Source organism: Inquilinus limosus (assembly GCF_051487185.1).
GTDB lineage: Bacteria > Pseudomonadota > Alphaproteobacteria > DSM-16000 > Inquilinaceae > Inquilinus > Inquilinus limosus_F.
Window position 1 is genome coordinate 1 of sequence record NZ_JAHVDK010000037.1, and the last position, 24,988, is coordinate 24,988.

Consider the following 24,988-nt stretch of genomic DNA (forward strand, 5'->3'; position numbering starts at 1 on the left):
GCCAGCGCGGCCAGCGGCGCCGCGGCGAAGCGCGCCGCCTGGCGCAGACGGTCGGCCTCGGCGGGGCCGAACGGCCGGGTGCCGGCCCAGACCAGCACCGCCGGCCCGGCGGTATATTCCCGCACCGGACCCGGCCCCAACCCCGACAGCCAGTCGCGGCCGGCGCGGCCGGGCGGGCCGGCCGCCGCCAGCGGCATGCCGGCGAAGCCCAGCGCCTCGATCACCGCCCCGGTCTCCGCCCGCCACAGCCAGGTGCGGCGCGCGACGATCGGGTGCGGCACGGCGAGCGTCAGGGCCCCGCCCGCCAGCGGCAGGCCGTCGGCCGCGAGGCGGCCGCCGAGCTCGGCCAGGAAGCGGTCCGGTCCAGACGCGGCGTCGGCATCATCCACGAGCCAGGCGAGGGGCGCGGGCAGATCCATGCCGCGATCATGCCGTCGCGGGCCGGGACCTGTCACCCCGCCGCGGCGATGGTGAAGCCTGGTCGTGCCGTGTTATTTTGGCGCCAGGAACCAGAATCGGCGGCAGGGGGAAGCCCATGGACGAACCGACCGTCTTCCGGCGCGAGATCCTGGTCCCGGCGCCGCCCGCCACCATCTTCGCCTTCCTGACCGACCCGCAGCAGATCCTGCGCTGGATGGGCATCGGCGCGACGCTGCAGCCGCAGCCCGGCGGCCTCTACCTGCTCGACGTCGACGGCGTCAACATCGTGCGCGGCGCCTTCCGCGAGGTGGTGCCGGTACACCGCCTGGTCTACAGCTTCGGCTGGGAGGGCAATGCCGACGTCCCGCCGGGTTCCAGCCAAGTCGAGATTGACCTGATCGAGCGGCCGGACGGCACCCTGATGCGGATGACCCATAGCGGCCTGCCGCCATCGGCCCTGTCCTCCCACGAGCGGGGCTGGGCCTTCTATCTCGAGCGTCTGGCGGCAGTGGTCGCCGGCCGCGATCCCGGGCCCGTCCCGTCGCCCGCTCGCCCCCCGCCGGAGGCCAGGGGCTGACCGTCGCAACCGTGGAGGAGACCGATGCAAGAGGCCCTCGTCGTCCGCCGCGAGACCCACATCCCGGCACCGCCCGCCGCGGTGTTCGCCCTTTTGACCGACCCGGAGAAGATCCTGCGCTGGATGGGCACCGAGGCGCAGATGGAGCCGCAGCCGGGCGGGCTCTATCTCGTCAACGTCACCGGCGCGCGCTTCGCCCGCGGCACCTTCCGCGAGGTGGTGCCGGTGCATCGCCTGGCCTACAGCTTCGGCTGGGACGGCAGCGAGGCGGTGCCGCCGGGGTCGAGCCTGGTCGAGATCGACCTGATCGAACAGTCGGATGGTACGCTCTTGCGCCTGACCCATACCGGCCTGCCGAACGCCGAGCAATGCGCTGGCCATGCCGAGGGCTGGGCCCATTATCTCGACCGCCTGGCCGAACTGGCCGGCGGTCGCGACCCGGGCCCGGACCCGTGGCTCGGGCGGGACGGGGGGCAGGATTAAGCCGCCCCTCCGCCGCTGCCGCGTTTTGGAGCCCCGGGCATCCGCGGCTTCCTACCGGCTCAGCGCGATCCCGCGAGGCGAGCCGGACTTCCTGCGGACGCCCAACCAGGCGTTGAGCCGACCCTGGACTGCGCGAGGTTGTGGAGCTTGAAGGCGACCTCGGTGCGGTTCCGGGCCTGCAGCTTCTTCATGATGCTGCGGATGTGCACCTTCACCGTGCTCTCGCAGAGATTCAGCTCATAGGCGATGATCTTGTTGGCCTTGCCTTTGGCGACGGCCTCGGCGACGGCTGCCTGCCGCTCGGTGAGCAGATCCTCCAGGGGCGCGACGCCCTGGGGCCGTTCCGAGGGTGCCTGCTGGAGCTGCATCAGGCTGCTGGCCGGCACGAACAGCCCGCCGGCCCGGGCCAGCGAGATGGCTTCGACCGCGACGGAGAGGCTGACGCTGGTCGGGATGTATCCGCGAGCACCGTGGCCCAGGATCGTGAGCACATGGGACGGATCCTCGATGTCCCCCATCACGATCGTCGGGATGCGGCCGAACTCCCGCGCCAGGAACTGCAGACTCTGCGCCAGATCCGGGTCGCCTGCATCCGTCGCCCCGATGCTCAGCAGGATTGCGACGGTCCCTTCTCGGATCCGCTCGCACTGCAGCCATTCCTCGATGCGAGCAAAGGTATGATTTCGGAACCGGCTTTCCGTCGCCTCGAGCGCCCGTGCCAGGCTGTCCCGGCCAAGGGTGCGGGAATCGATGATCGCGATCAGCGGCGTATCGGCACCCAGCGTGGTCGGCGGTGATGTCGCGGCCGCCGTCGTGGCGTCCGCAGAGTGGCCGTTTTCGTGAGCCGGCTGGGGGAGTGCCGTCTCCTCGCTGGCGAGGGTGCTGGCCAGGGGGGATTGAAATGCCCGGTATGCAATCATGGTATACTCCTGCAAGCCGGCCAGACCGGTGATATCCTGCGGCAATTCTCGGTGAATTGGCTGAGCCGGCGAGAATTAGCGACAAATAGAAGTAGTGGTCTGGCTATGTTTGATTGCTGCGAAAGTGGATGAAGTTCATTTAACTATTATGTTATGCAGTATCTTGGTTGAGCCGCCGGCGGTTACCGAGATGGACAGCCAACAGCTATCAGAATGAAGCATGAGCGGACCGGTGCGAGTCAAGGAAATCGGTTAAAATTTTATGGATAATTTAGATTAATCCCGCCCGCCCCAAACGGGATAGGTCGATCGCCCGAAAGGGGATGTTGACAGGCGGAGCGGTCAGTCTTCGCCTTTGCGTGCCAACCGGCCCTCCCGCGCGTCATTGGCCCTGGCGGTTCGCGCCGGCCTCCCGGCCGACCCCCGGCACCGCGGTGCCTGCGATCGTCTGAGCCCGCTCAGCCCGCCACCGGCAGCGCCTGCCAGCGGCCCTTCACCTTCTCGAAGCTCTGCGCCGGCATCGGCACGAAGCCGGCGCCGTCCCAGCGCCGCGGCTCCAGCGTCAGGCGGTTGCCGTCGATCAGGATGCGGTTGTAGGCATTCGGCTCGTTGCGCCGCCGGCTCGAGGTCGCGGTCGCCGCCTGCGCCACCAGGATCGGCCGCCGCACCCGGCCGTGATGGGTGGTGACCTCACCGTAGAAAGCCCGGTGCAGGTGGCCGGTCAGGATCAGGTCGACCCCGGCGGTGGCGAAGAAACGCAGCGCCGTCTCGGCGCGCGCGATCAGCTTCGTCTCCGGGGCGTCGGGCGGCGGCAGGAAGGGGTGGTGCGCCACCACCACCTTCAGCATGCTGCGGGGCAGGGCGCGCAGCGTATCCCGCACCCGTTCGATCTGCTCGAAGCTGATCGAGCCGTGCGACCAGTTCCAATGCGCCACCAGCCGCCGGGCGGTGTTGACGCCGATCAGCACGATCCCGTCCTCGACCAGGAGCGGGGCGGTGTCGGGAGTGATGTAGCGGCGATAGCGCGAGAACGGCTTGGTGAAGCGCGACAGCAGGTTGTGCCGCGGGATGTCGTGGTTGCCAGGGACGACAATGTAGGGGGCCGGCAGACGATCCAAGAAATCCCGCGCGGCCGCGAATTCGGCGCTGTGGGCGTCCTGGGTCAGGTCGCCGGAGACGGCGATGACCGAGGGGGCAAGCGCCTTCAGCTCGGCCAGCAGGGCCTCGACCAGAGCCGGCTCGGTGCGGCCGAAATGCAGGTCGGAGATGTGGGCGACGCTCTTCACTCTTCAAACGGGCCTGTCGGGTCGGCGCGCGGCACCAGCACGGTCAGCGCCTGCGGCAGGATGCGATAGCGCAGCGGCGTCGCCAAGAGATGGTTCTCGCCGTCATTGGCGACCCATAGCCGCGCGCGGCGTGAGATCACGATCACCCGGCGCGCCCGCAGCGCCGCCGCCGCCGGGTCCTGCTGCCAGGTGCCGGCGACGATGCGGGCGATCAGGCGCCACAGGTCGAGCCGGCGGCCGAGCCGCGCGGCATAGATGCCGAGCGTGCCGCCGTCCAGCGCGGTGCGGCTGTGGATCGCGGCGAAGCCTTCGGCCAGCGGGTTGTTGGTGACGGCGAGGGTGCGGGTGATCAGCCTCAACGGCCGCCCGTCGGCCTGCAGCACCACATGCAGCCGCGGCCCGCGGTCGTAGGCGCGGAAGAAGGCGCGCACCAGCCGCAGCCATTTCATCGGTCCCGGATCGTGCCGCATCCGCTCGCGCTGCAGCACCATGCGCGGCGCGATGCCGGGCAGCGAGCTGTTCAGGAAAATCCGATCGTTGACCAGGCCGACATCGATCCGCCGCGTCGTGCCGGCCAGAAGGGCCGTGACCGCGGCCTCCGGCGCCAGCGGGATGCCGAGATCGCGGGCCAGCAGGTTGGCGGTGCCGAACGGCACGATGCCGAGCGGCCGGGCGGCGCCGGCCCGGTTCTCCGGCAGCAGACGCTCGGCCGCGGCGATGATGGTGCCGTCGCCCCCGCCGACCAGGATCGCCTCGGCGTCGGAGGCGATGGCGGCGTCCAGCGTCCGGCACAGCTCGATGCCCTCGGCCACCGCCACCAGCGGCTCGGCCCCGGCCTCGGACAGGAGCTGTTCGAGCCGGGCCGCGATCGCCGCGGGAGGGCGGCCGAGAAGCGCGCCCGCGGCGCCGTTCAGCACCAGCGCGATGCGCATTCGGCGGTCCTCAGCGGGCAGTGCCGGTGGTGCCGCCTTCGCAGGTGCAGGCAGTGCTCGGGATGGCGCCGCCCGGAATCGGGCAGCTGCCGTACATCGTGACGCAGCGATAGGCCGCGCCGACCGACGGCGCAGGCAGCAGCGGCGTGTTCGGCACCTTGCGGCTCAGGCTCTCCGGCTGGCGGGGCGCAGGGACCGGCTGTGGCCGGAACGGCGCCAGCTGCGGCGGCCTGAGCTGCCCCGGCGGGGTGATCTGCAGCGGCGGGGGGCGGCCCCCAACGGCCGGCGGCGAACCGATGCCGCCCCTGCAGGGGCTGCCGATCTGGGTCGGATCGACGATGCATTGCGCCGTCGCCGCGGGCGCGGCCGCGACGGCGAGGCTGGCGGCCAGCGCCAGGCGGATCAGTGGGCTCATGCTGATGACATGTGCGGCGATCGGCCGTCTTCAATGGCGGCGGGACGCGATGTTTCGCTGCGCTTCCGTCGCATTTCGTCCTAAGCTCTGGACAGAATCGGGAGTCGGCCGTGACGCCGGGCCTATTGCCGGCCGGCGGACCTGCGGCCGGGCTTCGCAATGTTCGCAGATCCTATCGATGAACGCAGCCGATCGGCGCGGTCGGCCGGCGTTCCGTCAGCCCCAGCCACCGAGAGGCAGCCATGGCTTTCTCCCTGAAGATCAACGGCACGGCCCATGAGGTCGATATCGACGGCGACACCCCGCTGCTGTGGGTGCTGCGCGACGTGCTCGGCATGACCGGCACCAAGTTCGGTTGCGGCCTGGCCCTGTGCGGTGCCTGCACCGTGCATGTCGACGGCCAGGCCGTCCGCTCCTGCCAGACCCCGGTCGACAGCGTCGGCGACAGCGCGATCACCACCATCGAGGCGATCGGCGAGACACCGCAGGGCCAGGCGCTGCAGCAGGCCTGGCTGGAGCTCGAGGTGGTGCAGTGCGGCTACTGCCAGTCCGGCCAGATCATGTCGGCGGCGGCGCTGCTGGCGCAGACGCCGAAGCCGACCGATGCCGATATCGACGCCGCCATGTCCGGCAATGTCTGCCGCTGCGGCACCTATCACCGGATCCGCGCCGCGATCCACAAGGCCGCGGCCTGAGGGAGGAACAGACCATGCCTGATGGTTCGCAGACCCTCGACCGCCGCGGCTTCCTCAAGGTCGGCGCCGCCGTCGGCGGCGGCCTGGCCCTCACCGTCGCCCTGCCGCCGGCCCTGCGCCCGGCCTGGGCAGAGACCCAGGTCTCGCACCGCTTCGCCCCGAACGCCTTCATCCGCATCGACCCCCAGGGGCTGGTCACGCTGGTGATGCCGTCGGCGGAGATGGGGCAGGGCATCTACACCGCCGAGGCCATGCTGCTGGCCGAGGAGCTGGAGGTCGGCCTCGACCAGGTCCGGCTCGAGCATTCGCCGCCGGACGATGCGCTCTACGGCAACGCGCTGCTGGGCAGCCAGGCGACCGGCGGCTCGACCTCGATCCGCGCCTTCTGGCCGCCGCTGCGCCAGGCCGGCGCGGTCGCCCGCACCCTGCTGATCGCGGCCGCCGCCCAGCAGTGGAACGTCGATCCGAAGACCCTGAAGGCCGAGCGCGGCGCGGTGACCGACGGCAAGCGCAGCCTGAGCTATGGCGAGCTGGTCGATCTGGCCGCGACCCTGCCGGTGCCGGATCCGAAGACCGTGGCGCTGAAGGACCCGAAGGACTTCACCCTGCTGGGCACCCCGGCCAAGCGGATCGACTCGCCGGACAAGGTGAACGGCAAGGCCGAATTCGGCATCGACGTGAAGCTGCCGGGCATGAAGGTGGCGGCGATCGCGATCTCGCCGGTCACCGGCGGCAAGCCGAAGACCGTGGACGAGGCGGCGGCGATGGCGGTCAAGGGCGTGCGCCAGGTGGTGAAGACCGACGCGGCGGTGGCCGTGGTCGCCGACCATATGGGCGCCGCCAAGAAGGGGCTGGAGGCGGCGGCGGTGCAGTGGGACGACGGCCCGAATGCCAGCGTCAGCAGCGCCGACATCATCCGCCAGCTCGAGGAGGAGTCGAAGAAGCCAGGCGCCGTGGCCCGCAACGAGGGCGACACGGAAAAGGCGCTGGCCGGCGCGGCGCAGCGGCTGGAGGCGATCTACCAGGTGCCGTTCCTGGCCCATGCGACCATGGAGCCGATGAACTGCACGGTCCATGTGCGGAAGGACGGCTGCGAGATCTGGGTCGGCACCCAGGTGCCGACCATGGCCCAGGGCGTCGCCGCCCAGATCACCGGTCTGCCGAAGGAGAAGGTGCAGGTCCACAACCACCTGCTCGGGGGCGGCTTCGGCCGGCGGCTCGAAGTCGACGGCATCGCCCATGCGGTCAAGGTGGCGCAGCAGGTCGATGGCCCGGTGAAGGTGGTGTGGAGCCGGGAGGAGGACATCCAGCACGACATGTACCGGCCGTACTACTACGACCGGTTCGCGGCCGGGCTGGACGCGCAGGGCAAGCCGGTGGCCTGGACCCACCGCATCGCCGGCTCCTCGATCATGGCGCGATACTTCCCGCCCGGATTCCAGAACGGGATCGACCCGGACGCGGTCGATGCCGCGGCCGAGCCGCCCTACGCCTTCCCGGCGATCCGGGTCGAGTACGTCCGGGTCGAGCCGCAGGGCGTGCCGACCTCCTGGTGGCGCGGCGTCGGGCCGACCCACAACGTCTTCGTGGTCGAGAGCTTCATCGACGAGCTGGCGGCGGCGGCCAAGCAGGACCCGGTCGCCTATCGCAAGGCGCTGCTCGGCCACAACCCGCGGGCCCTCGGCGTGCTGACGCTGGCGGCGGAGAAGGCGGGCTGGGGCCAGCCGATGCCGCAGGGGCACGGCCGCGGCGTCATGGTGCAGTTCGCCTTCGGCAGCTATGTCTCGATGGTGGCGGAGGTCGAGGTGGCCGGCGACGGATCGATCAAGGTCCACCGGCTCGTCTGCGCCGTGGATTGCGGCCTGACGGTGAACCCGGACACGATCGAGGCGCAGGTCCAGGGCGGCGCGATCTTCGGCCTGACCGCGGCGCTGCATGGCGCCATCACCTTCGCCAACGGGCGGGTGGAGCAGGGCAATTTCGACACCTACCTGCCGATGCGGATCGACGAGGTGCCGGTGGTCGAGACCCATCTGGTCAAGAGCGCCGAGGCCCCCGGCGGGATCGGCGAGACCGCGACCGCCGCCGTCGCCCCGGCGGTGGCGAACGCGATCTTCGCCGCGACCGGCAAGCGCCTGCGCAGCTTGCCGTTCGATACCGACCAGTTGAAGTCGTCCTCGTGAGCGACGCGCACCGGCATGGCCGTCAGACGGCGGCCGTGCCGGTGCCGCGGTTCCTCACCGGGCCCGGGCGAAGGCGAGCCAGACCCCGCCGCCGATCAGGCAGACGCCGCCGGTGCGCGACACCAGCCGGACGTGCCGGCGCGACAGCATGGTGCCGGCACGGCCGGTCAGCAGGGCGTACATCCCGTCCGACAGCGCCGCGACGACCAGGGCGGTGGCGCCCAGCAGCAGCACCTGGCTGGACTGGTCGCCGCCGGGCTGCACGAATTGCGGGATGAAGGCGCCGAAGAACAGCAGCATCTTCGGGTTGCTCAGCGCCACCAGCAGGCCCTGCAGCACGAAGCCGCCGCGCGGCGGGCGCAGGGCGCCGGACTCGGCCAGCGCGTCCGGGGCGCGCAGCAGCTTCCAGCCGATCCACACCAGATAGGCGGCGCCGGCCAGGCGCAGCCAGTCGAACCAGTGGCCCATCGCCTCCACCACCGCGGCCAGGCCCAGGGTCAGGACACCGAGCATCACGACCAGGCCGATCTGGCCGCCGAGGATGTTGAGAAGGCCGGCGCGGGTGCCGTGGGTCAGGCTGTTGGCGACGATCAGCGTCACCGACGGCCCCGGGATGATCGCGACCAGGATGCAGGCGGCGATATAGGCGATATAGACCTCGACGGTCATGGGCGGCCTCCTCCGAACCGAAGCGCAACACGGTGTCACGCTCCGGGGCCGCGGGGAAGATCCTATCCCCTCGCCTTGGCCGCGGCGGCCATGGCCTGCTCGGCGATCAGGCCCATCGAGGCGGCGGCGCCGCCCAGCGACCAGCCGCCGTCGACCGGCAGCACCGCGCCGGTGATGAAGGCGGCCAGCGGCGAGGACAAGAGGCGGCAGGCGGCGGCGATGTCCTCGGCCGTGCCCATCCGGCCCAGCGGCACGCTGCGCTGGACCAGCGCGCGGGCCTGCGGCGTCGGCGCCAGCCGGGCCATGCCCTCGGTGTCGTCGATCGGCCCGGGGATGATCGAGTTGATGCGGATGCCGTCGCGGCCCCATTCCATCGCCAGCACCCGGGTCAGCATGTCGACGCCGGCCTTGGCGGCGCAGACATGGGCCTGCATCGCCATCGGCGCCGCCGCCTGCGGGGCGGAGATGTTGATCACCGAGGCGCCCGGCTTGCGCAGGAAGGGATGCGCCGCCCGCAGCACGTTGAAGCTGCCCAGCAGGTCGATATCGACCACCGACTTGAAGCCGTTCGCCGACATGCCCAGCGCCGTGGCCGGGAAGTTGCCGGCGGCGCCGGAGACCAGCACGTCGAAATCGCCATAGGCGTCGTGCGCCGCCTGCAGCGCCGCCTCGGTGGCGGCGTAGTCGCGCACATCGGCGGCCCGGCCCATGGCCTCGGCCCCTTCCTCGCGCAGCTGCGCCACCGCCGCCTCGACCTTCTCGGGGCTGCGGCTCATCACCGCGACGCGGGCCCCGGCCCGGGCAAAGCCGAGGGCGATGCCGAAATTGATGCCGCTGGTGCCGCCGGCGACGAACACCGTCCGGCCGGCGAAGTCGATGGTCTCGGCCATGGTCCGGCTCCTCAACCGCGAGGTGAAGATGGATGGGGCGTCATTGGAATAGAGCGCCTTCCCAAAGAAAACCCGTCATGGCGAGCCCCGCAGGGGCGTGGCCATCCAGGGGCCGGTGCCGCTGGATGGCCACGCCGGCTTCGCCGGCTCGCCATGACGATGAGGCGATGACCGTCACCGACCAATTAATGCGCCTCGGCCCAGCTGCGGCCGATGCCGGCCTCGGCGATCAGCGGCACGTCCAGGAAGGCGGCCGACTGCATCACCTGCTGCGCCACCTCGGCGGTGCGCTGGGCCTCCGCCTCCGGCGCCTCGAACAGCAGCTCGTCATGCACCTGCAGCAGCATGCGGGCGCGCAGCCCCTCCGCCGCCAGGGCGCGCGGCAGCCGGCCCATGGCGCGCTTGATGATGTCGGCGGCGGTGCCCTGGATCGGGGCGTTGATCGCCTGGCGCTCGGCGAAGGCGCGGCGGGCCGGGTTCGGGTCCTTGATCCCGGGCACGTGGCATTTGCGGCCGAACAGGGTCTCGACCCAGCCGCGCTCGCGCGCCGCGCGCTTGGTCTCGTCCATCCAGGCCTTCAGCTCCGGCAGCCGGTCGAGATAGGCGCGGATGAAGGCGGTGGCCTCGGCTTGCGGGATGCCCAGCTGCGCCGCCAGGCCGAAGCCGGAGATGCCGTAGATGATGCCGAAATTGATCGCCTTGGCCTTGCGCCGGATCTCCCCCGTCATCTCCAAGAGCGGCACGCCGAACACCTGGCTCGCGGTCATGGCGTGGATGTCGGTGCCGTCCTGGAAGGCCTGCTTCAGCAGGGACACGTTGGCGATCTGCGCCACCAGGCGCAGCTCGATCTGGCTGTAGTCGACCGAGACCAGCTTGTGCCCTTCCTCCGCCACGAAGGCGTAGCGGATCTTGCGCCCTTCCTCGGTGCGGATCGGGATGTTCTGCAGGTTCGGCTCGTTCGAGGACAGCCGCCCGGTGTTGGTCGCGGCCAGGGAGAAGGAGGTGTGGACCCGCCCGGTCCGCGGGTTGATCTGGGTCTGCAGCGCGTCGGTGTAGGTGCCCTTCAGCTTGGCCAGCTGGCGCCATTCCAGGATCTGGGTCGCGATCACATGGCCCTGCGCCGCCAGCATCTCCAGCACGCTCGAATCGGTCGAATAGGCGCCGGTCTTGCTGCTCTTCTTGCCGCCGGGGATGCCCAGCCGCTCGAACAGCACGTCGCCCAGCTGCTTCGGGCTGCCGACATTGAACGGCCCCTTGGCGGAGATGTAGATCTCCGCCTCCAGCGCCGCCATGCGCTCGGCGAACTCCATCGACAGCCGGGCCAGCGCGGCGCGGTCGACCTTGATCCCCGCCATCTCCATGTCGGAGATGACGCCGACCAGCGGCCGCTCGATGGTCTCGTAGACCGTCGTCATCCGCTCCGCCACCAGCCGCGGCTTCAGCAGCGTGTGCAGGCGCAGCGTGATGTCGGCGTCCTCGGCGGCGTAGGCCAGGGCCTTGTCCAGCGGCACCTTGTCGAAGGTGATGGCGTTCTTGCCGGTGCCGCAGACCGAGGAATAGGGAATGGTGCGATGCTGCAGATGCAGCTCCGACAGCTCGTCCATGCCGTGGCCATGCGCCCCGCCGTCGAGGGTGTAGGAAATCAGCATGGTGTCATCCCACGGCGTGATCGGCATGCCGATGTCGGGACGGCTCAGGACGTGGTCGTCGTATTTCAGGTTGTGCCCGACCTTCAGCACCGACGGGTCGGTCAGCACCGGGCCCAGGATGCGGCGGACCTCTTCGATCGGGATCTGCCTCAGCGGCTCGCCCTCGAGGTTCAGCCCGTCGCCGCCAGGGGGCACATGGCCGATCGGGATGTAGCAAGCCTTGCCGGGGGCGACCGCCAGCGAGATGCCGCACAGCATCGCCCCCTCGGCGTCCAGCGAATTGGTCTCGGTGTCGATCGCCAGCACCCCGGCCTCGACCGCCGCATCCGCCCAGCGCTGCAGCGCCGCCGCGTCCTGCACCAGCTCGTAGTCCTGGGCGATCGCCTCCGGCTTGCCCGGGGCGGTCAGGTCCGGCTCGCCGTCGGCCGTGGTGCCCAGCTTCTCGAAGGAGGCCTCGACCCGGGTGATGGTCGAGCGGAACTCCATCTCCTCCAGGAAGCCGATCAGCTTCTGCCGGTTCGGCGGCCGCACCACGATGCCGTCCAGGCCGACCGGCACCGGCGCGTCGCTGCGCAGCTTCACCAGCTCGCGGCTGATCCGCGCCTGCTCGGCGAATTCGATCAGGGCCTCGCGCCGCTTCGGCTGCTTGATCTCGCCGGCCCGGGCCAGCAGGGTGTCGAGGTCGCCGAACTCGGTGATCAGCTGCGCCGCGGTCTTGACGCCGATTCCCGGCACGCCGGGCACGTTGTCGACGCTGTCGCCGGCCAGGGCCTGCACATCGACCACCTTCTCCGGCGCGACGCCGAACTTCTCCATCACCTCGGCCGCATCGATCGGCCGGTTCTTGATCGGATCCAGCATGCTGACGCCGTCGCCGACCAGCTGCATCAGGTCCTTGTCGGAGGAGACGATGACGACGCGGGAGCCTTCCTCCTTCGCCATCCGGCAATAGGTCGCGATGATGTCGTCGGCCTCGAAGCCCTCGACCTCGATGCCCGGCAGGTTGAAGGCCTCGCTGGTGGCGCGGATCAGCGGGAACTGCGGCACCAGCTCCTCCGGCGGCTCGGAGCGGTTGGCCTTGTAGTCCGGATAGATATCGTTGCGGTAGTTGGTGCCCTTGGCGTCGTAGATCACCGCCAGATGGTCGGCGTCGAGATCGGCCAAGAGGCGGATCAGCATGTTGGTGAAGCCGTAGACGGCGTTCACCGGCAGCCCGTCCGACTTGCGCATCATCATCGGCAGCGCGTGGAAGGCGCGGAAGATGTAGCCGGAGCCGTCGATCAGGTAATAGGTCTTCATGGGCTGGCCTCGGGCGGAACAGAGCGCGACCATGCCGCGCCGGAGGGCGGGTGTCCACCCGGTCGGGTGCAGGCTCAGGCCGGCTGGAACAGCTCGACCACGTTGCCGGATGGATCCTCGCACAGGATCTGCCTGCCGCCGGGGCCGGTCACGATGTCGTTGCGGAACCGGACGCCGTTCTGCCGCAGCGAGGCGACCAGGGCCTCGAGGTCGTCGACCTGCAGCACGAATCGGTTCCAACCGCCGGGCTCGGGCACCCGGCCGTCCGGCATCGGCCGGCTGGCCGAGGCGCCGGGACCCGCGGTCCAGAGGATCAGCCCGTCCCGCTCCAGGATCGCCATGGCCGGCCCGAACTGCTGCTGCAGCCGGAAGCCCAGATGCTGTGTGTAGAACGCGACCGCCTGGCCCACGTCGTGGACGATGTAACGGACCGACGCCATGGCGCTGCCTCCCCGGTGGTTTTGACCGAGAGGATAGCCCGGGAGCCGGCCCCGCAGAAACTGATTGCAAAATATAACTAGTTAAAATATGAAATCAGAATCGACCTCATCGGGAAGGAAACGCACCATGTCCAAGCTCGTTGTCCGCGCCTTCTCCATCTCCCTGGACGGTTACGGCGCGGGGCCGGCGCAGAGCTGCGACGACCCGCTCGGCAAGGGCGGCGAGGCGCTGCACGAATGGTTCTTCCCCACCCGCACCTTCCGGGCCATGTCCGGCCAGGAGGGCGGCGAGACCGGGGTCGACGAGGATTTCGCCGCCCGCAGCTTCGAGAATGTCGGGGCGTGGATCCTGGGCCGGAACATGTTCGGGCCGGTGCGCGGCCCCTGGCCGGACCACAGCTGGAAGGGCTGGTGGGGCGACAATCCGCCCTATCACGTGCCGGTCTTCGTCCTGACCCACCATGCCCGGCCCTCGCTGGAGATGGACGGTGGCACGACCTTCCATTTCGTCACCGACGGCATCGAGGCGGCGCTGGAGCGCGCGAGGGACGCCGCGGGCGGCAAGGATGTGCGGGTCGGCGGCGGCGTCGCCACGGTCCGGCAATATCTGCGCCAGCGGCTGATCGACGAGATGCATCTGGTCGTCTCGCCGATCCTGCTGGGCAGCGGCGAGGCCCTGTTCGCCGGGATCGACCTGCCCGCCCTGGGCTATGGCATCGGCGAGCGCGTCGCCACCGCCGCCGCCACGCATTTCACCGTGACGAAGCAGGGCTGAGATCTTCTCACCCCAGCAGCGCCGCCAGCACCGCGTCCAGGCGCTGGCGGCCGCCCGGGGTGGCGACGAGGCGGGTCTCGTCCTCGGCCAGGAAGCCGCCGGCGACCAGGCGGTCCAGCTTGCGGCGGTCTATAGCTTGATCGAAGGGCAGGCCGGATTCGTCGGCGATGCGGGATTTCGCCACGCCCTCGGCCAGGCGCAGCCCCATCATCAGCATCTCGTCGCGCCGGGCCTCGGGCGGCACCGGCTCGCGCCCGTGCTCGGCGTGGCCGGCCGCCTCCACCCGCTCCAGCCACACCTCCGGCGCCCGATGGGTGCGGGTGGCCCATTTGCCGTCGTTCAGCGTCAGCCTTCCATGCGCGCCGGGGCCGATGCCGACATAGTCGCCATAGCGCCAATAGGTCAGGTTGTGCCGCGATTCCTCGCCCGGCCGGGCGTGGTTCGAGATCTCGTAGCCGGGCAGGCCGGCGGCGCCCAGCACCTCGGCCGTGGCCTCGTACAGCGCCGCCTGGGTGTCCTCGTCCGGCAGCACCAGCTCGCCGCGGGCATAGAGGGTGTGGAAACGGGTGCCCTGCTCGATCGTCAGCTGATAGGCGGAGATGTGGCCGACGGCGTGGTCCAGCGCCCGGCGCAGCTCCGCCGTCCAGCCGGCCACGGTCTGGCCCGGCCGGGCGTAGATCAGGTCGAAGGAGAAGCGGTCGAAATGCCGGGCCGCCAGGCCGACGGCGGTCAGCGCCTCCTCGACCGAATGGGTGCGGCCGAGGAAACGCAGCGACGCCTCGTCCAGCGCCTGGACGCCGAGCGACACCCGGTTCACCCCGGCAGCGCGGAAGCCGGCGAAGAGGTGGGATTCGACCGAGGTCGGGTTCGCCTCCAGCGTGACCTCCGCGTCCGGCGCCAGGCCCCAGCGCTCAGCCGCACGGTCGATCACTGCCGCTGCCGTCGCCGGCTGCATCAGGGACGGGGTGCCGCCGCCGAAGAAGATCGAGGTCAAGGTCCGCCCCGGAGTCAGGTCGGCGAAATGGTCCAGCTCCGTCACCAGCGCCCGGCGCCAGCGCTCATGCTCCACCTGCTCCCGGACATGCGAGTTGAAGTCGCAATAGGGGCATTTCGATTTGCAGAACGGCCAATGGACATAGAGGGCGAAGCCGGGGGCGGTCATGGCCGGCACCCCTTTTCACATCCCCCCTCCCCTCGCGGGGAGGGGGGACTCAAATGGGTCGGGGGGTGAGATGCTGCGCTGTTCATCCGCCCTCGAAGCACCGGGCCACCAGCTTGCGGAAGGCGTCGGCGCGGTGGCTCATGGCGTGTTTCTCGGCGGGATCCATCTCGCCGAAGGTGCGGCCGTGGCCGTCCGGCACGAAGATCGGGTCGTAGCCGAAGCCCTTGGTCCCGCGCCCCGGCCAGACCAGCGTGCCGCGGATCTCGCCCTCCACCGTCTCGCAATGGCCGTCCGGCCAGCACAGCGACAGGGCGCAGACGAAGCGGGCGGTGCGGTCCGGATTGTCGCCCAGGCGCAGGCGCACCTGCTCCATGGCATGGCCGAAGTCGCGGCCGGTCCCGTCGGGCGTCTCGGCCCAGCGGGCGGAGTAGATGCCGGGCGCGCCGCCGAGGCCGGAGACGGCGATGCCGCTGTCGTCGGCCAGCGTCGGCAGGCCGGTCGCCGCGGCGACGAAGCGGGCCTTCAGCTCGGCATTGGCGATGAAGCTGTCGCCGGTCTCCTCCGGCTCCGGCACGCCTTGCTCGGCGGCGGAGGTCAGGCGCGGCACGCGGCCCTGCAGCAGGGCCGCGATCTCGGGGATCTTGCCCTTGTTGTGGCTGGCGATGACCAGGCGGTCGCCGGCGAAGCGGCGGGCGGGAAGGTGTCGGCTCGTCATGATGGGCATCAGATACGCGCGCCGGACGCTGGAATCAAAGGCGGCGGTTGGTGCACTGTGTCGCCTCCAACGCATGACGGGTGGGGCAAGGACGATGAAGGTCGCATTCCTGGGCATGGGCGTGATGGGTGCGCCGATGGCGGGGCATCTGGTCAAGGCGGGGCACGAGGTCACCGTCTTCAACCGCACCGCGGAGAAGGCCGAGGCCTGGGCCGAGCGTCACGGCGGCCAATGGGCCCCGACCCCGGCCGAGGCGGCGAAGGACGCCGAGATCGTGTTCATGTGCGTCGGCAACGACGACGATGTCCGCGCCGTGGCCAAGGGGCCGGACGGCGCCTTCGCCGGCATGTCCGGCAGCGCCATCCTGGTCGACCACACCACCGCCTCGGCCGATCTGGCCCGGGAGCTGGAGGCAGAGGCCGACAAGCTCGGCTTCGGCTTCCTCGACGCGCCGGTCTCCGGCGGCCAGGCCGGGGCCGAGAACGGCGTGCTGACGGTGATGTGCGGCGGGCGCGAGCCGGTCTTCGCCATCGCCAAGCCGGTGATCGACGCCTATGCCCGCGCCTGCACCCTGATGGGCCCGGCCGGCGCCGGCCAGCTGACCAAGATGGTCAACCAGATCTGCATCGCCGGGCTGGTCCAGGCCCTGGCCGAGGGGCTGAACTTCGCCCAGAAGGCCGGGCTCGACGGCAACCTGGTGCTCGACGTCATCTCCAAGGGCGCGGCGCAGAGCTGGCAGATGGAGAATCGCGGCCGCACCATGCTGCAGGGCAAGTTCGACTTCGGCTTCGCCATCGACTGGATGCGCAAGGATCTCGGCATCTGCTTCCAGGAGGCGCGGCACAACGGAGCCCGGCTGCCGGTGACGGCGCTGGTCGACCAGTTCTACGCCGCGGTCCAGGCCAAGGCCGGCGGCCGGGTCGACACGTCGAGCCTGCTGCTGGCGCTGCAGGATTGAGCCGGACCTCCGGACTGCTCGACGGCACCGTCCGCATCCCCTCCCTCTCCCCGAGGAGAGGGGCGTTTCACCTCTCCTCGGGGAGAGGTCGAAATCGTGTCAGCGATTTCGGGTGAGGGGGCGGCTCCGGCCCACCCGCCGGCACCCTGCGTCTCGCGCGAATCCCGCCCTGGGCCTATCCTCCCGGCCGGGAGGATCGCGCATGTTCTCCGGTCTCTTCGATCGCCAGATGGCGATGTACACCAGCTTCCACCGCGACGGGCGCAACCGGCTGACCCATTTCTTCGGCATCCCGGCGATCATCCTGGCGGTGCTGATCGCGCTGGCCACGGTGCCGCTCGGCACTGTCGGCGGCTGGCCGGTGACGCTGGCCGAGCCCGTCGCCCTGCTGGTCTGGCTGCTGTGGATCGCGCTCGATCTCGGGCTCGGCCTGGCCATGGCGGTGGTGGTGATCCCCGGGCTGATCGTCGCCCATGCCGTGGTCGACGGCGGCTCGGCCCGGGTCACCTGGGTGGTGGCCGCCACCCTGTTCGTCGGCGGCTGGGCCCTGCAGCTGCTCGGCCATGCCTATGAGGGCAAGAAGCCGGCCTTCCTGTCGAACCTGTTCCAGCTGCTGATCGGCCCGATGTTCCTGATGGCCGAGACCGCCTTCGCCCTCGGCCTGCGCTCCGGGCTGAAGCATCGGGTCGAAGCCACGGCCGCCGCTTATGGCGCGGGGGCTCAGTCCAGATAAGTCCAGGTGTCTGCCCCGTCGAAGCGGCGCACCGGCACGTCGGCGATATCGGCCGGATCCATCAGCCGGGCGTTGACGGCGACCCGCGCGGGATCCCCGGCCGGCAGCCCTTCCCAATGGGTGGTGCAGCCGCAGGTCGGGCAGTGGTGGAGCGCCAGGGTGCGGTCGCCCTGGATATAGGGCACGGTGGTGCCGGCGCCCTGCACGATGGTCAGCTGGTCGCGCGGGTAATAGGCCCACAGCGCGCCGAGGCGGCGGCAGATCGAGCAGTTGCAGGAGGTCAGCCGCTGCGGCCGCTCCGCGACCTGCAGCCGGACCGCGCCGCAATGGCAGATGGCTTCGATCAAGATGGCCTCACGGGGACGGCTCGGATCCCGGAATGATCCGCCCACTGCACCCGGACCGCAACTGCGGACGCCGGAGTCCCGAAGGCGCGGGCATGTCCCGCGAGCGCGGCATCGCACCGGGCCGGTCCGGATTGACCCCACAGGGATTGCTGTCTATGCCCCGCTATTGATGCGGTTCGAACTCGACGATGCGGGGGGGGGGAGATGTTTCGAGGCGCGTTCAAGTATCTCGGCCGCGCGATGGCCATCGGCATGGCCGAGCATTTTGCCAAGAAGGGCTATCTGAAGGACGCTGGCGCCCGTCTCGAGCGCCTTGAAAGCGCGGTTCGGGAGTTGGCGGCAAACACTCGGGCGAGCCGGCCGGAGCAGTGGGAGGCGATGACCTCGGCCCTTTCCGATCTGACCCATGTCCTGCGTCAACATGCGATGGAGACGGTCGCATCGGTCCAGCCGACGGATCGCCTGCTGACTGGCCACGTCACCGGTGTTTTCTCGCAGAACCACGAGGACGCCATCCTGGCGGAGATTTTCGGCCGCATCGGCACCACGGATCGGCGGTTCCTTGAGATCGGCGTCGGAGACGGCAGCGAGAACACCACGCGTCTCCTTCTCGCCCTGGGCTGGAGGGGGGCCTGGATCGAATGCCATCCGCCGTCGGTGGCTGCGATCCGGCAGCGATTCTCCCGGGAGATCGCCTCCGGCGACCTGCTGCTGATTGAAGACGTGATCACCGCGGAGAATGCTGCCGACATCGCCGCCCGGATCGGGACCGGCGAAGAGGACATCGATCTTCTGTCCGTCGATATCGACATGAACACCTCCCATGTATGGCGGGCCCTGCCGATCCCCGCCCGGGTGGCGTGCGTCGAGTACAATGCGAGCTTCCCGCCCGAGGTGGAGTTCGAGGTGGCCTACGATCCGGGATCGACATGGGATGGCTCGAATTATTTCGGAGCGTCCCTGAAGTCGCTGGAGCGGATCGGGCACGCCAAGAACATGGCGCTGGTCGGATGCGATCTCATGGGCGTGAACGCGTTCTTCGTCCGGCGGGACCTGGCCGACCTGCATTTCCCCGGACCGCGTACCGCCGAGGCGCATTTCCAGCCTCCGCGCTATCATCTCTCCGGCCGTCGCGGACATCCGCCTGCATCCGGAGCATTCCGCCGCGCCGATCCCGGTCCGCGCTGACGGCGCGGCGCCTACGGCCCGACCACGCCCGGCAGCTCGGCGCCCATGGCGCAGGAGTCGAGCCCGCCGAGGCCCTCGGCCAGGCCGGTGGCGTCGATGCTCAGCGTCTCGTCCGGCACCGCCTTGCCGCCGCGGATCGCGGTGAAGCGCAGCGTCGCCTCCTCGGCGTCGAGAGCTTCCTGCAGCGCCGGCGTGTCCTCCAACGTGAAACGCCAGGTCGGCAGGCCCGGCGAGGCGACCGGAACCGCGACGGCCCGGTCCCCGAGCCGCAGCTCGGCTGTCCCGTCGGGATCGAACCGGTGGCGCGCAGACGCCAGGCCGGGGGCGGAGACGATGATCTCGATCCGGCCCTGGTCGCCGCGCCGGATCCACTCGGTCTGGCCGGCCTGCCGTCCCAGGCGCAGGAAGCAGACATTGCCGGGCAGCCGGTACAGGACCGGGCCGCCGCTATCGGGCGCGTAGTCGATCAGCTTCTCGGCGTCGGGCAGGGCGGCGAAGGTCCGGAAAGCCCCAGCCGCGCCGTCGCCGATCTGCGGCAGGCCCGGTATCAGGACGGCGGCGAGCAGCGCCAGGAGGCCGAGCATCACCCTCTCCCGCGTGGTGGCGGCGCAGGATTTCACAGCCTCCGCTTCGGCTCAAGGGTCGGGCCGCCGCATTTGTCCGGCTTGCACTGGTCGGAACTTCTATTCCTCATCGTCATGGCGAGCCCCCGAAGAGGCGTGGCCATCCGGCGGCACCGGCCCCTGGATGGCCCCTTCTAAACTCAAGGGGGCGCTGCACGCCTCGCCATGACGATTTTTTTCGAGCGGAATGAGCGCTCGAAAAGGGTCCGGCTCAGCCCTCGCCCAGCGCCGCCTTCTGGATCGCCGCCAGCTCGGCCGTGCCCTGCTCGGCCAGCACCAGCAGCGCCTCGAACTCGGCCCGGGAGAAGGGGGTCTGCTCCGCCGTCGCCTGCACCTCGACCAGACCGCCCTTGCCGGTGATGACGAAGTTGGCGTCGGCCTGGGCGGTCGAATCCTCGGCATAGTCGAGGTCCAGCACCGCCTGGCCCTGGACGAGGCCGCAGGAGATGGCGGCGACGCTGTCGGTCAGCGGCAGCGCCTTCAGCTTGCGGATCTGCACCAGATGGCGCAGCGCCAGCACCAGCGCGACATAGCCGCCGGTGATCGCGGCGGTGCGGGTGCCGCCATCGGCCTGCAGCACGTCGCAATCGACCTTGATCTGGATCTCGCCCAATGCCTTCAGGTCGGTGACGGCGCGCAGCGACCGGCCGATCAGGCGCTGGATCTCCTGGGTCCGGCCGCTCTGCTTGCCGCGGGCGGCCTCGCGGTCGGTGCGCTGGTCGGTGGCGCGCGGCAGCATGCCGTACTCCGCCGTCACCCAGCCCTTGCCGCCGCCCTTCAGCCAGGACGGCACCCGGTCCTCGACCGAGGCGGTGCACAGCACATGGGTGTCGCCGAACTTCGCCAGGCACGAGCCCTCGGCATATTTGTTGACGTCGGTCTCGAGGCGGATGGCGCGCAGGGCGTCGAAGGCGCGTCCGGACGGTCGCATGAGGGGACTTTCTGTTCTCGGCGAAAGGCCCGCACGCTATCCTCGCCGCCCCGGTCCGTAAAGCCCGGGAGACGTTGATTCGGGGCCGATGGTCCCTACATAGCGTGGCGACGGCCATGACAGTTATGAGCGATTTCACGATCCGGCCCGGCGGCCAGGCGTTCCGGGACCTCGACGAGCGGTCGCGGGAGATCTTCCGCCTGATCGTCGACGCCTATGTCCAGTCCGGAGAGCCGGTGGGCAGCCGCACCCTGTCGCGCCGGCTCGGCATGTCGCTGTCGCCGGCCACGATCCGCAACGTCATGGCGGATCTCGAGGAGGCCGGGCTGCTTTACGCGCCGCACACCTCGGCCGGGCGGCTGCCGACCGATGCGGGGCTGCGCCTGTTCGTGCACGGGCTGATGCAGCTCGGCGATGTCGGCGAGAACGAGCGCGCCTCGATCGAGGCGCTGTGCGCCCAGGCCGGGCGCGGCGTCGCCGAGATGCTGGAGGAGGCGACCTTGGCCCTGTCGGGCCTGTCCGCCTGCGCCGGCCTCGTCCTGGCGCCGAAGACCGACCGGCCGCTGAAGCACATCGAATTCGTCAACCTGGCGCCGGGCCGCGCCCTGGTCGTCCTGGTCACCGAGGACGGCATGGTCGAGAACCGCGTGGTCGAGGTGCCGCTCGGCCTGCCGGCCTCGACCTTCATCCATGTCACCAACTATCTCAACGCCCGCATCGTCGGCCGCACCATCGGCGAGGCCCGGGCGGAGGTGCTGGCCGAGATCGAGGCGCAGAAGAGCCAGCTCGACAGCCTCGCCGCCAAGGTGGTCCAGGCCGGCCTCGCCACCTGGAGCGGCGGCGGCGGCACGCTGATCGTCAAGGGCCAGTCGCGCCTCCTCAACGACGTCACGGCGCTGGAGGATCTGGAGCGCATCCGCGCCCTGTTCCAGGCGCTCGAGACCAAGGAGGCGATGCTGAGGATGCTCGACGCGGCCAATGCCGCGGAGGGCGTGCAGATCTTCATCGGCGCGGAGAACCAGCTGTTCAGCCACACCGGCTGCTCGATGATCATCGCCCCCTACAAGGGGGGCGACCAGCGCGTGGTCGGCGCCATCGGCGTGATCGGGCCGACCCGGCTGAACTATGCCCGCATCATCCCGATGGTGGACTACACCGCGAAGATGATAGGCCGTCTGCTCCGGACCCACGAGACCACGAACCAGGTAGCATGATGCACAACAAGACGATGTCCGCCGAGCCCCGCCCCGACGTGACGGAGCCGGAGACCGGGGCCGTCGGGCCCGAGGTCGAGGGTGTCGCCGAATCCGAAGCTGCGGCCGAGACCGAGGCCGCGGCCGAGGGCTGGGCCGCCGCCGAGGCGTCGCCCGAAGCCTCGGCCCTGTCGGAGGCGCGGGAGCGGGTCGCGGCACTCGAGGCCGAGAACGCCAAGCTGAAGGATCAGGCGCTGCGCGCCCTGGCCGACGCCGAGAACATCCGCCGGCGGTCGGAGCGCGAGCGCGAGGACACGGCGAAATATGCCATCTCCGGCTTCGCCAAGTCGCTGCTCGACGCCGCCGACAATCTGCGCCGCGCCATCGACGCCGTGCCGGGCGAGGCGGTGGAGACGGATGCGGCGCTGAAGACCCTGGTCGACGGCGTCGCCGCCACCGAACGCCAGCTGCTGGCCGCCTTCGAGCGCAACGGCCTGACCCGGATCGAGCCGGTCGACGAAATCTTCGACCCGAATTTCCACCAGGCCATGTTCGAGCTGCCGGGCACCGGCAAGCCGGCCGGCACCGTCGTCCAGGTGGTCCAGCCCGGCTATGTGCTGCAGGGCCGGCTGCTGCGCCCGGCCCTGGTCGGCGTGGCCAAGGGCGAATGATGCGGACGGCGCGGCGGCTCGGCCTGCTCGCGGCGCTGCTGGCGGTGGCGGTCGGCGCCGCCGCCTGCGAGCGGTCGGAGAAGCCGGCTCGGGGCCCCTATGTCGGCGTCGGCGCGGGCCTGTCCGCGCCGTCCTGACCCGCCTCGCGCCTCGCCGCAGCGGGCGACATGAAACTGTCACCGAGCACGGGTAGCGTCGCGGTCCTCCCGCGAACCGCGGTATTGTGAGGCTCGCTGCTCGAGGCGCGTGTGCATGGCCGGTCCGATCTATCGACATCTGCTCGGCATTGCGGTGATCGCCGCCCTGGCGCTCGCGCTCGTGCTGCCGGCGGCCCAGGCCGACGGCACCGGCCTCTGGCTGGCCGCAACCGGGGTGCTGGCGCTGGCCGGCATCGCCGGCGTCTTCGCCTGGCGCCTGCTGCGCGATCTCGACTTGCTGCGCCGCCACATCGAGGCCTCGACGGCCGAGGCGCCGGACCGGCCGCCGCGGCCTTCGACCGAGATCGGCCAGATCCTGTTCCTGCATCTGCAGCGGCTGCAGCGCCACGCCCGCGGCCGCGAGCGCACCCTGGCGGTCGAGCTGCAGACCGCATCCGAGATCCTGGAGGCGCAGGAGGACCCGATCCTGGTGCTGGCGGGCGACCGCAGCGTGCTGCGCGCCAACGGCGCCGCCGGGCGGCTGTTCGGCGACCGCCTCCTCGGCCGCGACCTGGCCGAGGCGATCCGCCATCCCGAGGTCATCGCCGCGGTCGACGCCGTTCTCGCCGGCGGCCCGATGCAGACCGTGCCGCTGAACCTGCCGGTGCCGATCGAGCGCGAATTCGAGGTGCGGATCCAGCGCTTCGAGCGCCGTGGCGACTCCGGAGAGCGGGACTCGGGCGACAGGCCCGAGCCGGCGCTGCTGGTCACCTTCTACGACCTCACCGCCTCCAAGCGGGTCGAGCAGATGCGCGCCGACTTCGTCGCCAATGCCAGCCACGAGCTGCGCACGCCGCTGTCCAGCCTGATGGGCTTCATCGAGACGCTGCGCGGGCCGGCGCGGGACGACGCGGCGGCCCACGAGCGCTTCCTCGGTATCATGCAGCAGCAGGCCGAGCGCATGTCGCGGCTGGTCAACGACCTTCTGTCGCTGTCGCGGATCGAGCTGGACGAGCATGTGCCGCCGACCGGCCGGGTCGCGGTCGGCCCGCTGCTGCAGTCGGTGGCCGACGCACTCGAGCTCAAGGCCCAGCGCAAGGCGCAGCGGCTCGAGCTCGACCTGGCGCCTGACCTGCCCCAGGTGGTCGGGGATTCGGACCAGCTCTATCAGGTGTTCCAGAACCTGGTGTCGAATGCGATCAATTACGGCCGGCAGGGGGGCGTCGTCGGCATCTCCGCACGGACATCCGCGGAGGGGCGGGGCGCCGGCCTCGTCGTCAGCGTCAGCGATCAGGGCGAGGGCATCGCCAAGGAGCACCTGCCGCGGCTGACCGAGCGGTTCTACCGGGTCGACCCGGCGCGCAGCCGCGCCGTCGGCGGCACCGGCCTCGGCCTCGCCATCGTCAAGCACATCGTCAGCCGCCATCGCGGCCGGCTGGAGATCGACAGCGAGGTCGGCCGCGGCAGCGTCTTCACCGTCCACCTTCCCGCCGCTCCGGCGGGCCGCGCCTCCGGACGGGGGCTTCATAAAACTGTAACGGAACTGTCTTAAAAGCGTCGGTGGCGGCGACTATAGCCTGCTTCCGAAACGGCTGACGCTGTTCGATCGCAGGCCCCCGCCTTGCGGTTTCTGCCATTCTGCGTGGAAAGGCTTCCCACATGAAAAAGACCCTCGCCCTGGCCGTCCTCGCCCTGGCGGCCACCGCCGGCGCGGCCCAGGCGCGCGACCAGATCCAGGTCGCCGGCTCCTCGACCGTCCTGCCCTTCGCCAATGTCGTGGCCGAGTCCTTCGGCCAGGCCTTCTCCGGCAAGTTCAAGGCGCCGATCGTGGAGTCGGGCGGCACCGGCGGCGGCCTGAAGTCGTTCTGCTCGGGCGTGGGCGAGAACACCATCGACATCGCCAACGCCTCGCGCGCGATCAACAAGACCGAGTTCGAGACCTGCGGCAAGAACGGCGTCAAGGACATCATCCAGGTCAAGATCGGCTATGACGGCATCGTCTTCGCCTCGATCGTCAACGGCCCGAACTTCGCCCTGACCACCAACCAGCTGTGGAAGGCGATCGCCGCCCAGGTGGTGGTCGACGGCAAGGTCGTCGACAACCCGTACAAGACCTGGAAGCAGATCGACCCGAGCCTGCCGGACCAGGCGATCCAGACCTTCATCCCGGCCGAGAACCACGGCACCCGCGAGGTCTTCGTCGAGAAGGTGCTGACCGGCGGCTGCGAGCAGGAAGCGGCTGTCAAGGCGCTGAGCAAGGACGAGCAGAAGGCCGTCTGCACCAAGGTCCGCAAGGACGGGCTGGCGGTCGACATCGCCGGCGACTACACCGAGACCCTGGCGCGGATCCAGAGCACCCAGAACGCGGTTGGCGTGTTCGGCCTGAGCTTCTACGAAGAGAACAAGGACAAGGTGAAGGTCGCGACCATCAACGGCGTCACCCCGACCGCCGAGACCATCGCCTCGGGCGAGTATCCGGTGTCGCGGCCGCTCTACTTCTACGTCAAGAAGGCGCATCTCGGCGCGATCCCGGGCCTGAAGGAATACGTGACCTTCTTCCTCAGCGACCAGATGGTCGGCGATGAGGGCGCCCTGGTCGAGAAGGGCCTGATCCCGATGCCGGAGAAGGAGCTGAAGGACCAGCGCAACGCCGCCAACGCCGGCACCACGCTGAGCATGTGATCGTCCCGGCGGGGC

Annotated in this window: 27 protein-coding genes; 13 read left to right on the top strand and 14 right to left on the bottom strand. The window is 70.3% G+C overall.

What is annotated here, in order from left to right:
- Positions 1–419 (bottom strand): hypothetical protein (locus KXR53_RS31365; RefSeq protein WP_437379547.1); only part of this gene is annotated, 419 nt, incomplete at its 3' end.
- 116 nt (positions 420–535) lie between these two features.
- On the opposite strand from KXR53_RS31365, the gene KXR53_RS31370 reads away from it, so the two are divergent.
- Positions 536–997, top strand: a complete 462-nt coding sequence (locus KXR53_RS31370) for an SRPBCC family protein (RefSeq protein ID WP_437379548.1) — start codon at positions 536–538, stop codon at positions 995–997.
- A gap of 24 nt (positions 998–1,021) precedes the next feature.
- On the top strand, positions 1,022–1,480 hold the full coding sequence (locus tag KXR53_RS31375) for an SRPBCC family protein (RefSeq protein ID WP_437379549.1): 459 nt from the start codon (positions 1,022–1,024) through the stop codon (positions 1,478–1,480).
- Positions 1,481–1,539: 59 nt separating this feature from the next.
- On the opposite strand, the gene KXR53_RS31380 is transcribed toward KXR53_RS31375, so the two are convergent.
- From KXR53_RS31380 to KXR53_RS31395, 4 genes are all read right to left on the bottom strand, one after another.
- On the bottom strand, positions 1,540–2,400 hold the full coding sequence (locus KXR53_RS31380) for a LuxR C-terminal-related transcriptional regulator (RefSeq protein ID WP_437379550.1): 861 nt from the start codon (positions 2,398–2,400) through the stop codon (positions 1,540–1,542).
- A gap of 458 nt (positions 2,401–2,858) precedes the next feature.
- Positions 2,859–3,686: a metallophosphoesterase family protein gene (locus tag KXR53_RS31385; protein ID WP_437379551.1), complete on the bottom strand. Its 828-nt coding sequence runs from the start codon at positions 3,684–3,686 to the stop codon at positions 2,859–2,861.
- Complete coding sequence (locus KXR53_RS31390) at positions 3,683–4,618, bottom strand: diacylglycerol/lipid kinase family protein (protein ID WP_437379552.1); 936 nt, start codon at positions 4,616–4,618, stop codon at positions 3,683–3,685. The genes KXR53_RS31385 and KXR53_RS31390 overlap by 4 nt, the downstream gene beginning before the upstream one ends.
- Positions 4,619–4,628: 10 nt before the next feature.
- Complete coding sequence (locus KXR53_RS31395; RefSeq protein ID WP_437379553.1) at positions 4,629–5,033, bottom strand: hypothetical protein; 405 nt, start codon at positions 5,031–5,033, stop codon at positions 4,629–4,631.
- A gap of 242 nt (positions 5,034–5,275) precedes the next feature.
- Between KXR53_RS31395 and KXR53_RS31400 the strand changes: the two genes are divergently transcribed.
- Together KXR53_RS31400 and KXR53_RS31405 are read left to right on the top strand one after the other, a co-directional pair.
- Positions 5,276–5,728: a (2Fe-2S)-binding protein gene (locus KXR53_RS31400; protein WP_437379554.1), complete on the top strand. Its 453-nt coding sequence runs from the start codon at positions 5,276–5,278 to the stop codon at positions 5,726–5,728.
- A gap of 14 nt (positions 5,729–5,742) precedes the next feature.
- Positions 5,743–7,911: a molybdopterin cofactor-binding domain-containing protein gene (locus KXR53_RS31405; RefSeq protein ID WP_437379555.1), complete on the top strand. Its 2,169-nt coding sequence runs from the start codon at positions 5,743–5,745 to the stop codon at positions 7,909–7,911.
- 54 nt (positions 7,912–7,965) lie between these two features.
- Here KXR53_RS31405 and KXR53_RS31410 read toward each other — a convergent pair whose 3' ends face one another.
- The 4 genes from KXR53_RS31410 to KXR53_RS31425 form a co-directional block, all read right to left on the bottom strand.
- Positions 7,966–8,580, bottom strand: coding sequence for a LysE family translocator (locus KXR53_RS31410; protein WP_437379556.1), 615 nt, complete (start codon positions 8,578–8,580; stop codon positions 7,966–7,968).
- A 62-nt stretch (positions 8,581–8,642) separates the two neighbouring features.
- Entirely contained in the window at positions 8,643–9,470 is an 828-nt protein-coding gene (locus tag KXR53_RS31415) for an SDR family oxidoreductase (protein ID WP_437379557.1), read from the bottom strand.
- Positions 9,471–9,655: 185 nt separating this feature from the next.
- Positions 9,656–12,418 carry a DNA polymerase I gene (gene polA / locus KXR53_RS31420; RefSeq protein WP_437379558.1) on the bottom strand — a complete coding sequence of 921 codons (2,763 nt, stop codon included), beginning with the start codon at positions 12,416–12,418 and terminating at the stop codon, positions 9,656–9,658.
- Positions 12,419–12,492: 74 nt separating this feature from the next.
- Positions 12,493–12,858, bottom strand: a complete 366-nt coding sequence (locus KXR53_RS31425) for a VOC family protein (RefSeq protein WP_437379559.1) — start codon at positions 12,856–12,858, stop codon at positions 12,493–12,495.
- A gap of 127 nt (positions 12,859–12,985) precedes the next feature.
- Here KXR53_RS31425 and KXR53_RS31430 point away from each other — a divergent pair, with 127 nt between their 5' ends.
- A complete protein-coding gene (locus KXR53_RS31430) occupies positions 12,986–13,633 on the top strand; it encodes a dihydrofolate reductase family protein (protein ID WP_437379560.1) in 648 nt (215 codons plus the stop codon).
- Positions 13,634–13,640: 7 nt separating this feature from the next.
- On the opposite strand, the gene hemW is transcribed toward KXR53_RS31430, so the two are convergent.
- Both hemW and rdgB read right to left on the bottom strand, forming a co-directional pair.
- Entirely contained in the window at positions 13,641–14,795 is a 1,155-nt protein-coding gene (gene hemW, locus KXR53_RS31435) for a radical SAM family heme chaperone HemW (protein WP_437379561.1), read from the bottom strand.
- 82 nt (positions 14,796–14,877) lie between these two features.
- Positions 14,878–15,510, bottom strand: a complete 633-nt coding sequence (rdgB, locus tag KXR53_RS31440) for an RdgB/HAM1 family non-canonical purine NTP pyrophosphatase (RefSeq protein ID WP_437379562.1) — start codon at positions 15,508–15,510, stop codon at positions 14,878–14,880.
- 73 nt (positions 15,511–15,583) lie between these two features.
- Between rdgB and KXR53_RS31445 the strand changes: the two genes are divergently transcribed.
- Positions 15,584–16,468 carry an NAD(P)-dependent oxidoreductase gene (locus KXR53_RS31445; protein ID WP_437379563.1) on the top strand — a complete coding sequence of 295 codons (885 nt, stop codon included), beginning with the start codon at positions 15,584–15,586 and terminating at the stop codon, positions 16,466–16,468.
- A 202-nt stretch (positions 16,469–16,670) separates the two neighbouring features.
- Positions 16,671–17,201: a DUF962 domain-containing protein gene (locus tag KXR53_RS31450; RefSeq protein ID WP_437379564.1), complete on the top strand. Its 531-nt coding sequence runs from the start codon at positions 16,671–16,673 to the stop codon at positions 17,199–17,201.
- On the opposite strand, the gene KXR53_RS31455 is transcribed toward KXR53_RS31450, so the two are convergent.
- Positions 17,189–17,548 carry a GFA family protein gene (locus KXR53_RS31455; protein WP_437379565.1) on the bottom strand — a complete coding sequence of 120 codons (360 nt, stop codon included), beginning with the start codon at positions 17,546–17,548 and terminating at the stop codon, positions 17,189–17,191. The genes KXR53_RS31450 and KXR53_RS31455 overlap by 13 nt on opposite strands.
- A gap of 204 nt (positions 17,549–17,752) precedes the next feature.
- Here KXR53_RS31455 and KXR53_RS31460 point away from each other — a divergent pair, with 204 nt between their 5' ends.
- Positions 17,753–18,736, top strand: a complete 984-nt coding sequence (locus tag KXR53_RS31460; RefSeq protein WP_437379566.1) for a hypothetical protein — start codon at positions 17,753–17,755, stop codon at positions 18,734–18,736.
- An 11-nt stretch (positions 18,737–18,747) separates the two neighbouring features.
- Here the strand turns inward: KXR53_RS31460 and KXR53_RS31465 are convergent, their stop codons facing one another.
- Entirely contained in the window at positions 18,748–19,320 is a 573-nt protein-coding gene (locus KXR53_RS31465) for a hypothetical protein (protein ID WP_437379567.1), read from the bottom strand.
- 250 nt (positions 19,321–19,570) lie between these two features.
- The gene (gene rph, locus KXR53_RS31470; RefSeq protein WP_437379568.1) at positions 19,571–20,290 is read right to left on the bottom strand and encodes a ribonuclease PH; all 720 of its coding nucleotides are present in this window, start codon (positions 20,288–20,290) and stop codon (positions 19,571–19,573) included.
- A 116-nt stretch (positions 20,291–20,406) separates the two neighbouring features.
- Between rph and hrcA the strand changes: the two genes are divergently transcribed.
- The 5 genes from hrcA (at position 20,407) to KXR53_RS31495 (ending at position 24,973) form a co-directional block, all read left to right on the top strand.
- A complete protein-coding gene (hrcA, locus tag KXR53_RS31475) occupies positions 20,407–21,504 on the top strand; it encodes a heat-inducible transcriptional repressor HrcA (protein ID WP_437379569.1) in 1,098 nt (365 codons plus the stop codon).
- A 14-nt stretch (positions 21,505–21,518) separates the two neighbouring features.
- Positions 21,519–22,154 (top strand): nucleotide exchange factor GrpE, encoded by a 636-nt coding sequence (gene grpE / locus KXR53_RS31480; RefSeq protein ID WP_437379570.1) that lies wholly within the window; start codon positions 21,519–21,521, stop codon positions 22,152–22,154.
- Entirely contained in the window at positions 22,151–22,291 is a 141-nt protein-coding gene (locus tag KXR53_RS31485; protein WP_437379571.1) for a hypothetical protein, read from the top strand. The genes grpE and KXR53_RS31485 overlap by 4 nt, the downstream gene beginning before the upstream one ends.
- Positions 22,292–22,406: 115 nt before the next feature.
- On the top strand, positions 22,407–23,843 hold the full coding sequence (locus tag KXR53_RS31490) for an ATP-binding protein (protein WP_437379572.1): 1,437 nt from the start codon (positions 22,407–22,409) through the stop codon (positions 23,841–23,843).
- Between the two features lie 107 nt (positions 23,844–23,950).
- The gene (locus tag KXR53_RS31495) at positions 23,951–24,973 is read left to right on the top strand and encodes a substrate-binding domain-containing protein (protein ID WP_437379573.1); all 1,023 of its coding nucleotides are present in this window, start codon (positions 23,951–23,953) and stop codon (positions 24,971–24,973) included.
- The last annotated feature ends 15 nt before the right edge of the window (positions 24,974–24,988 follow it).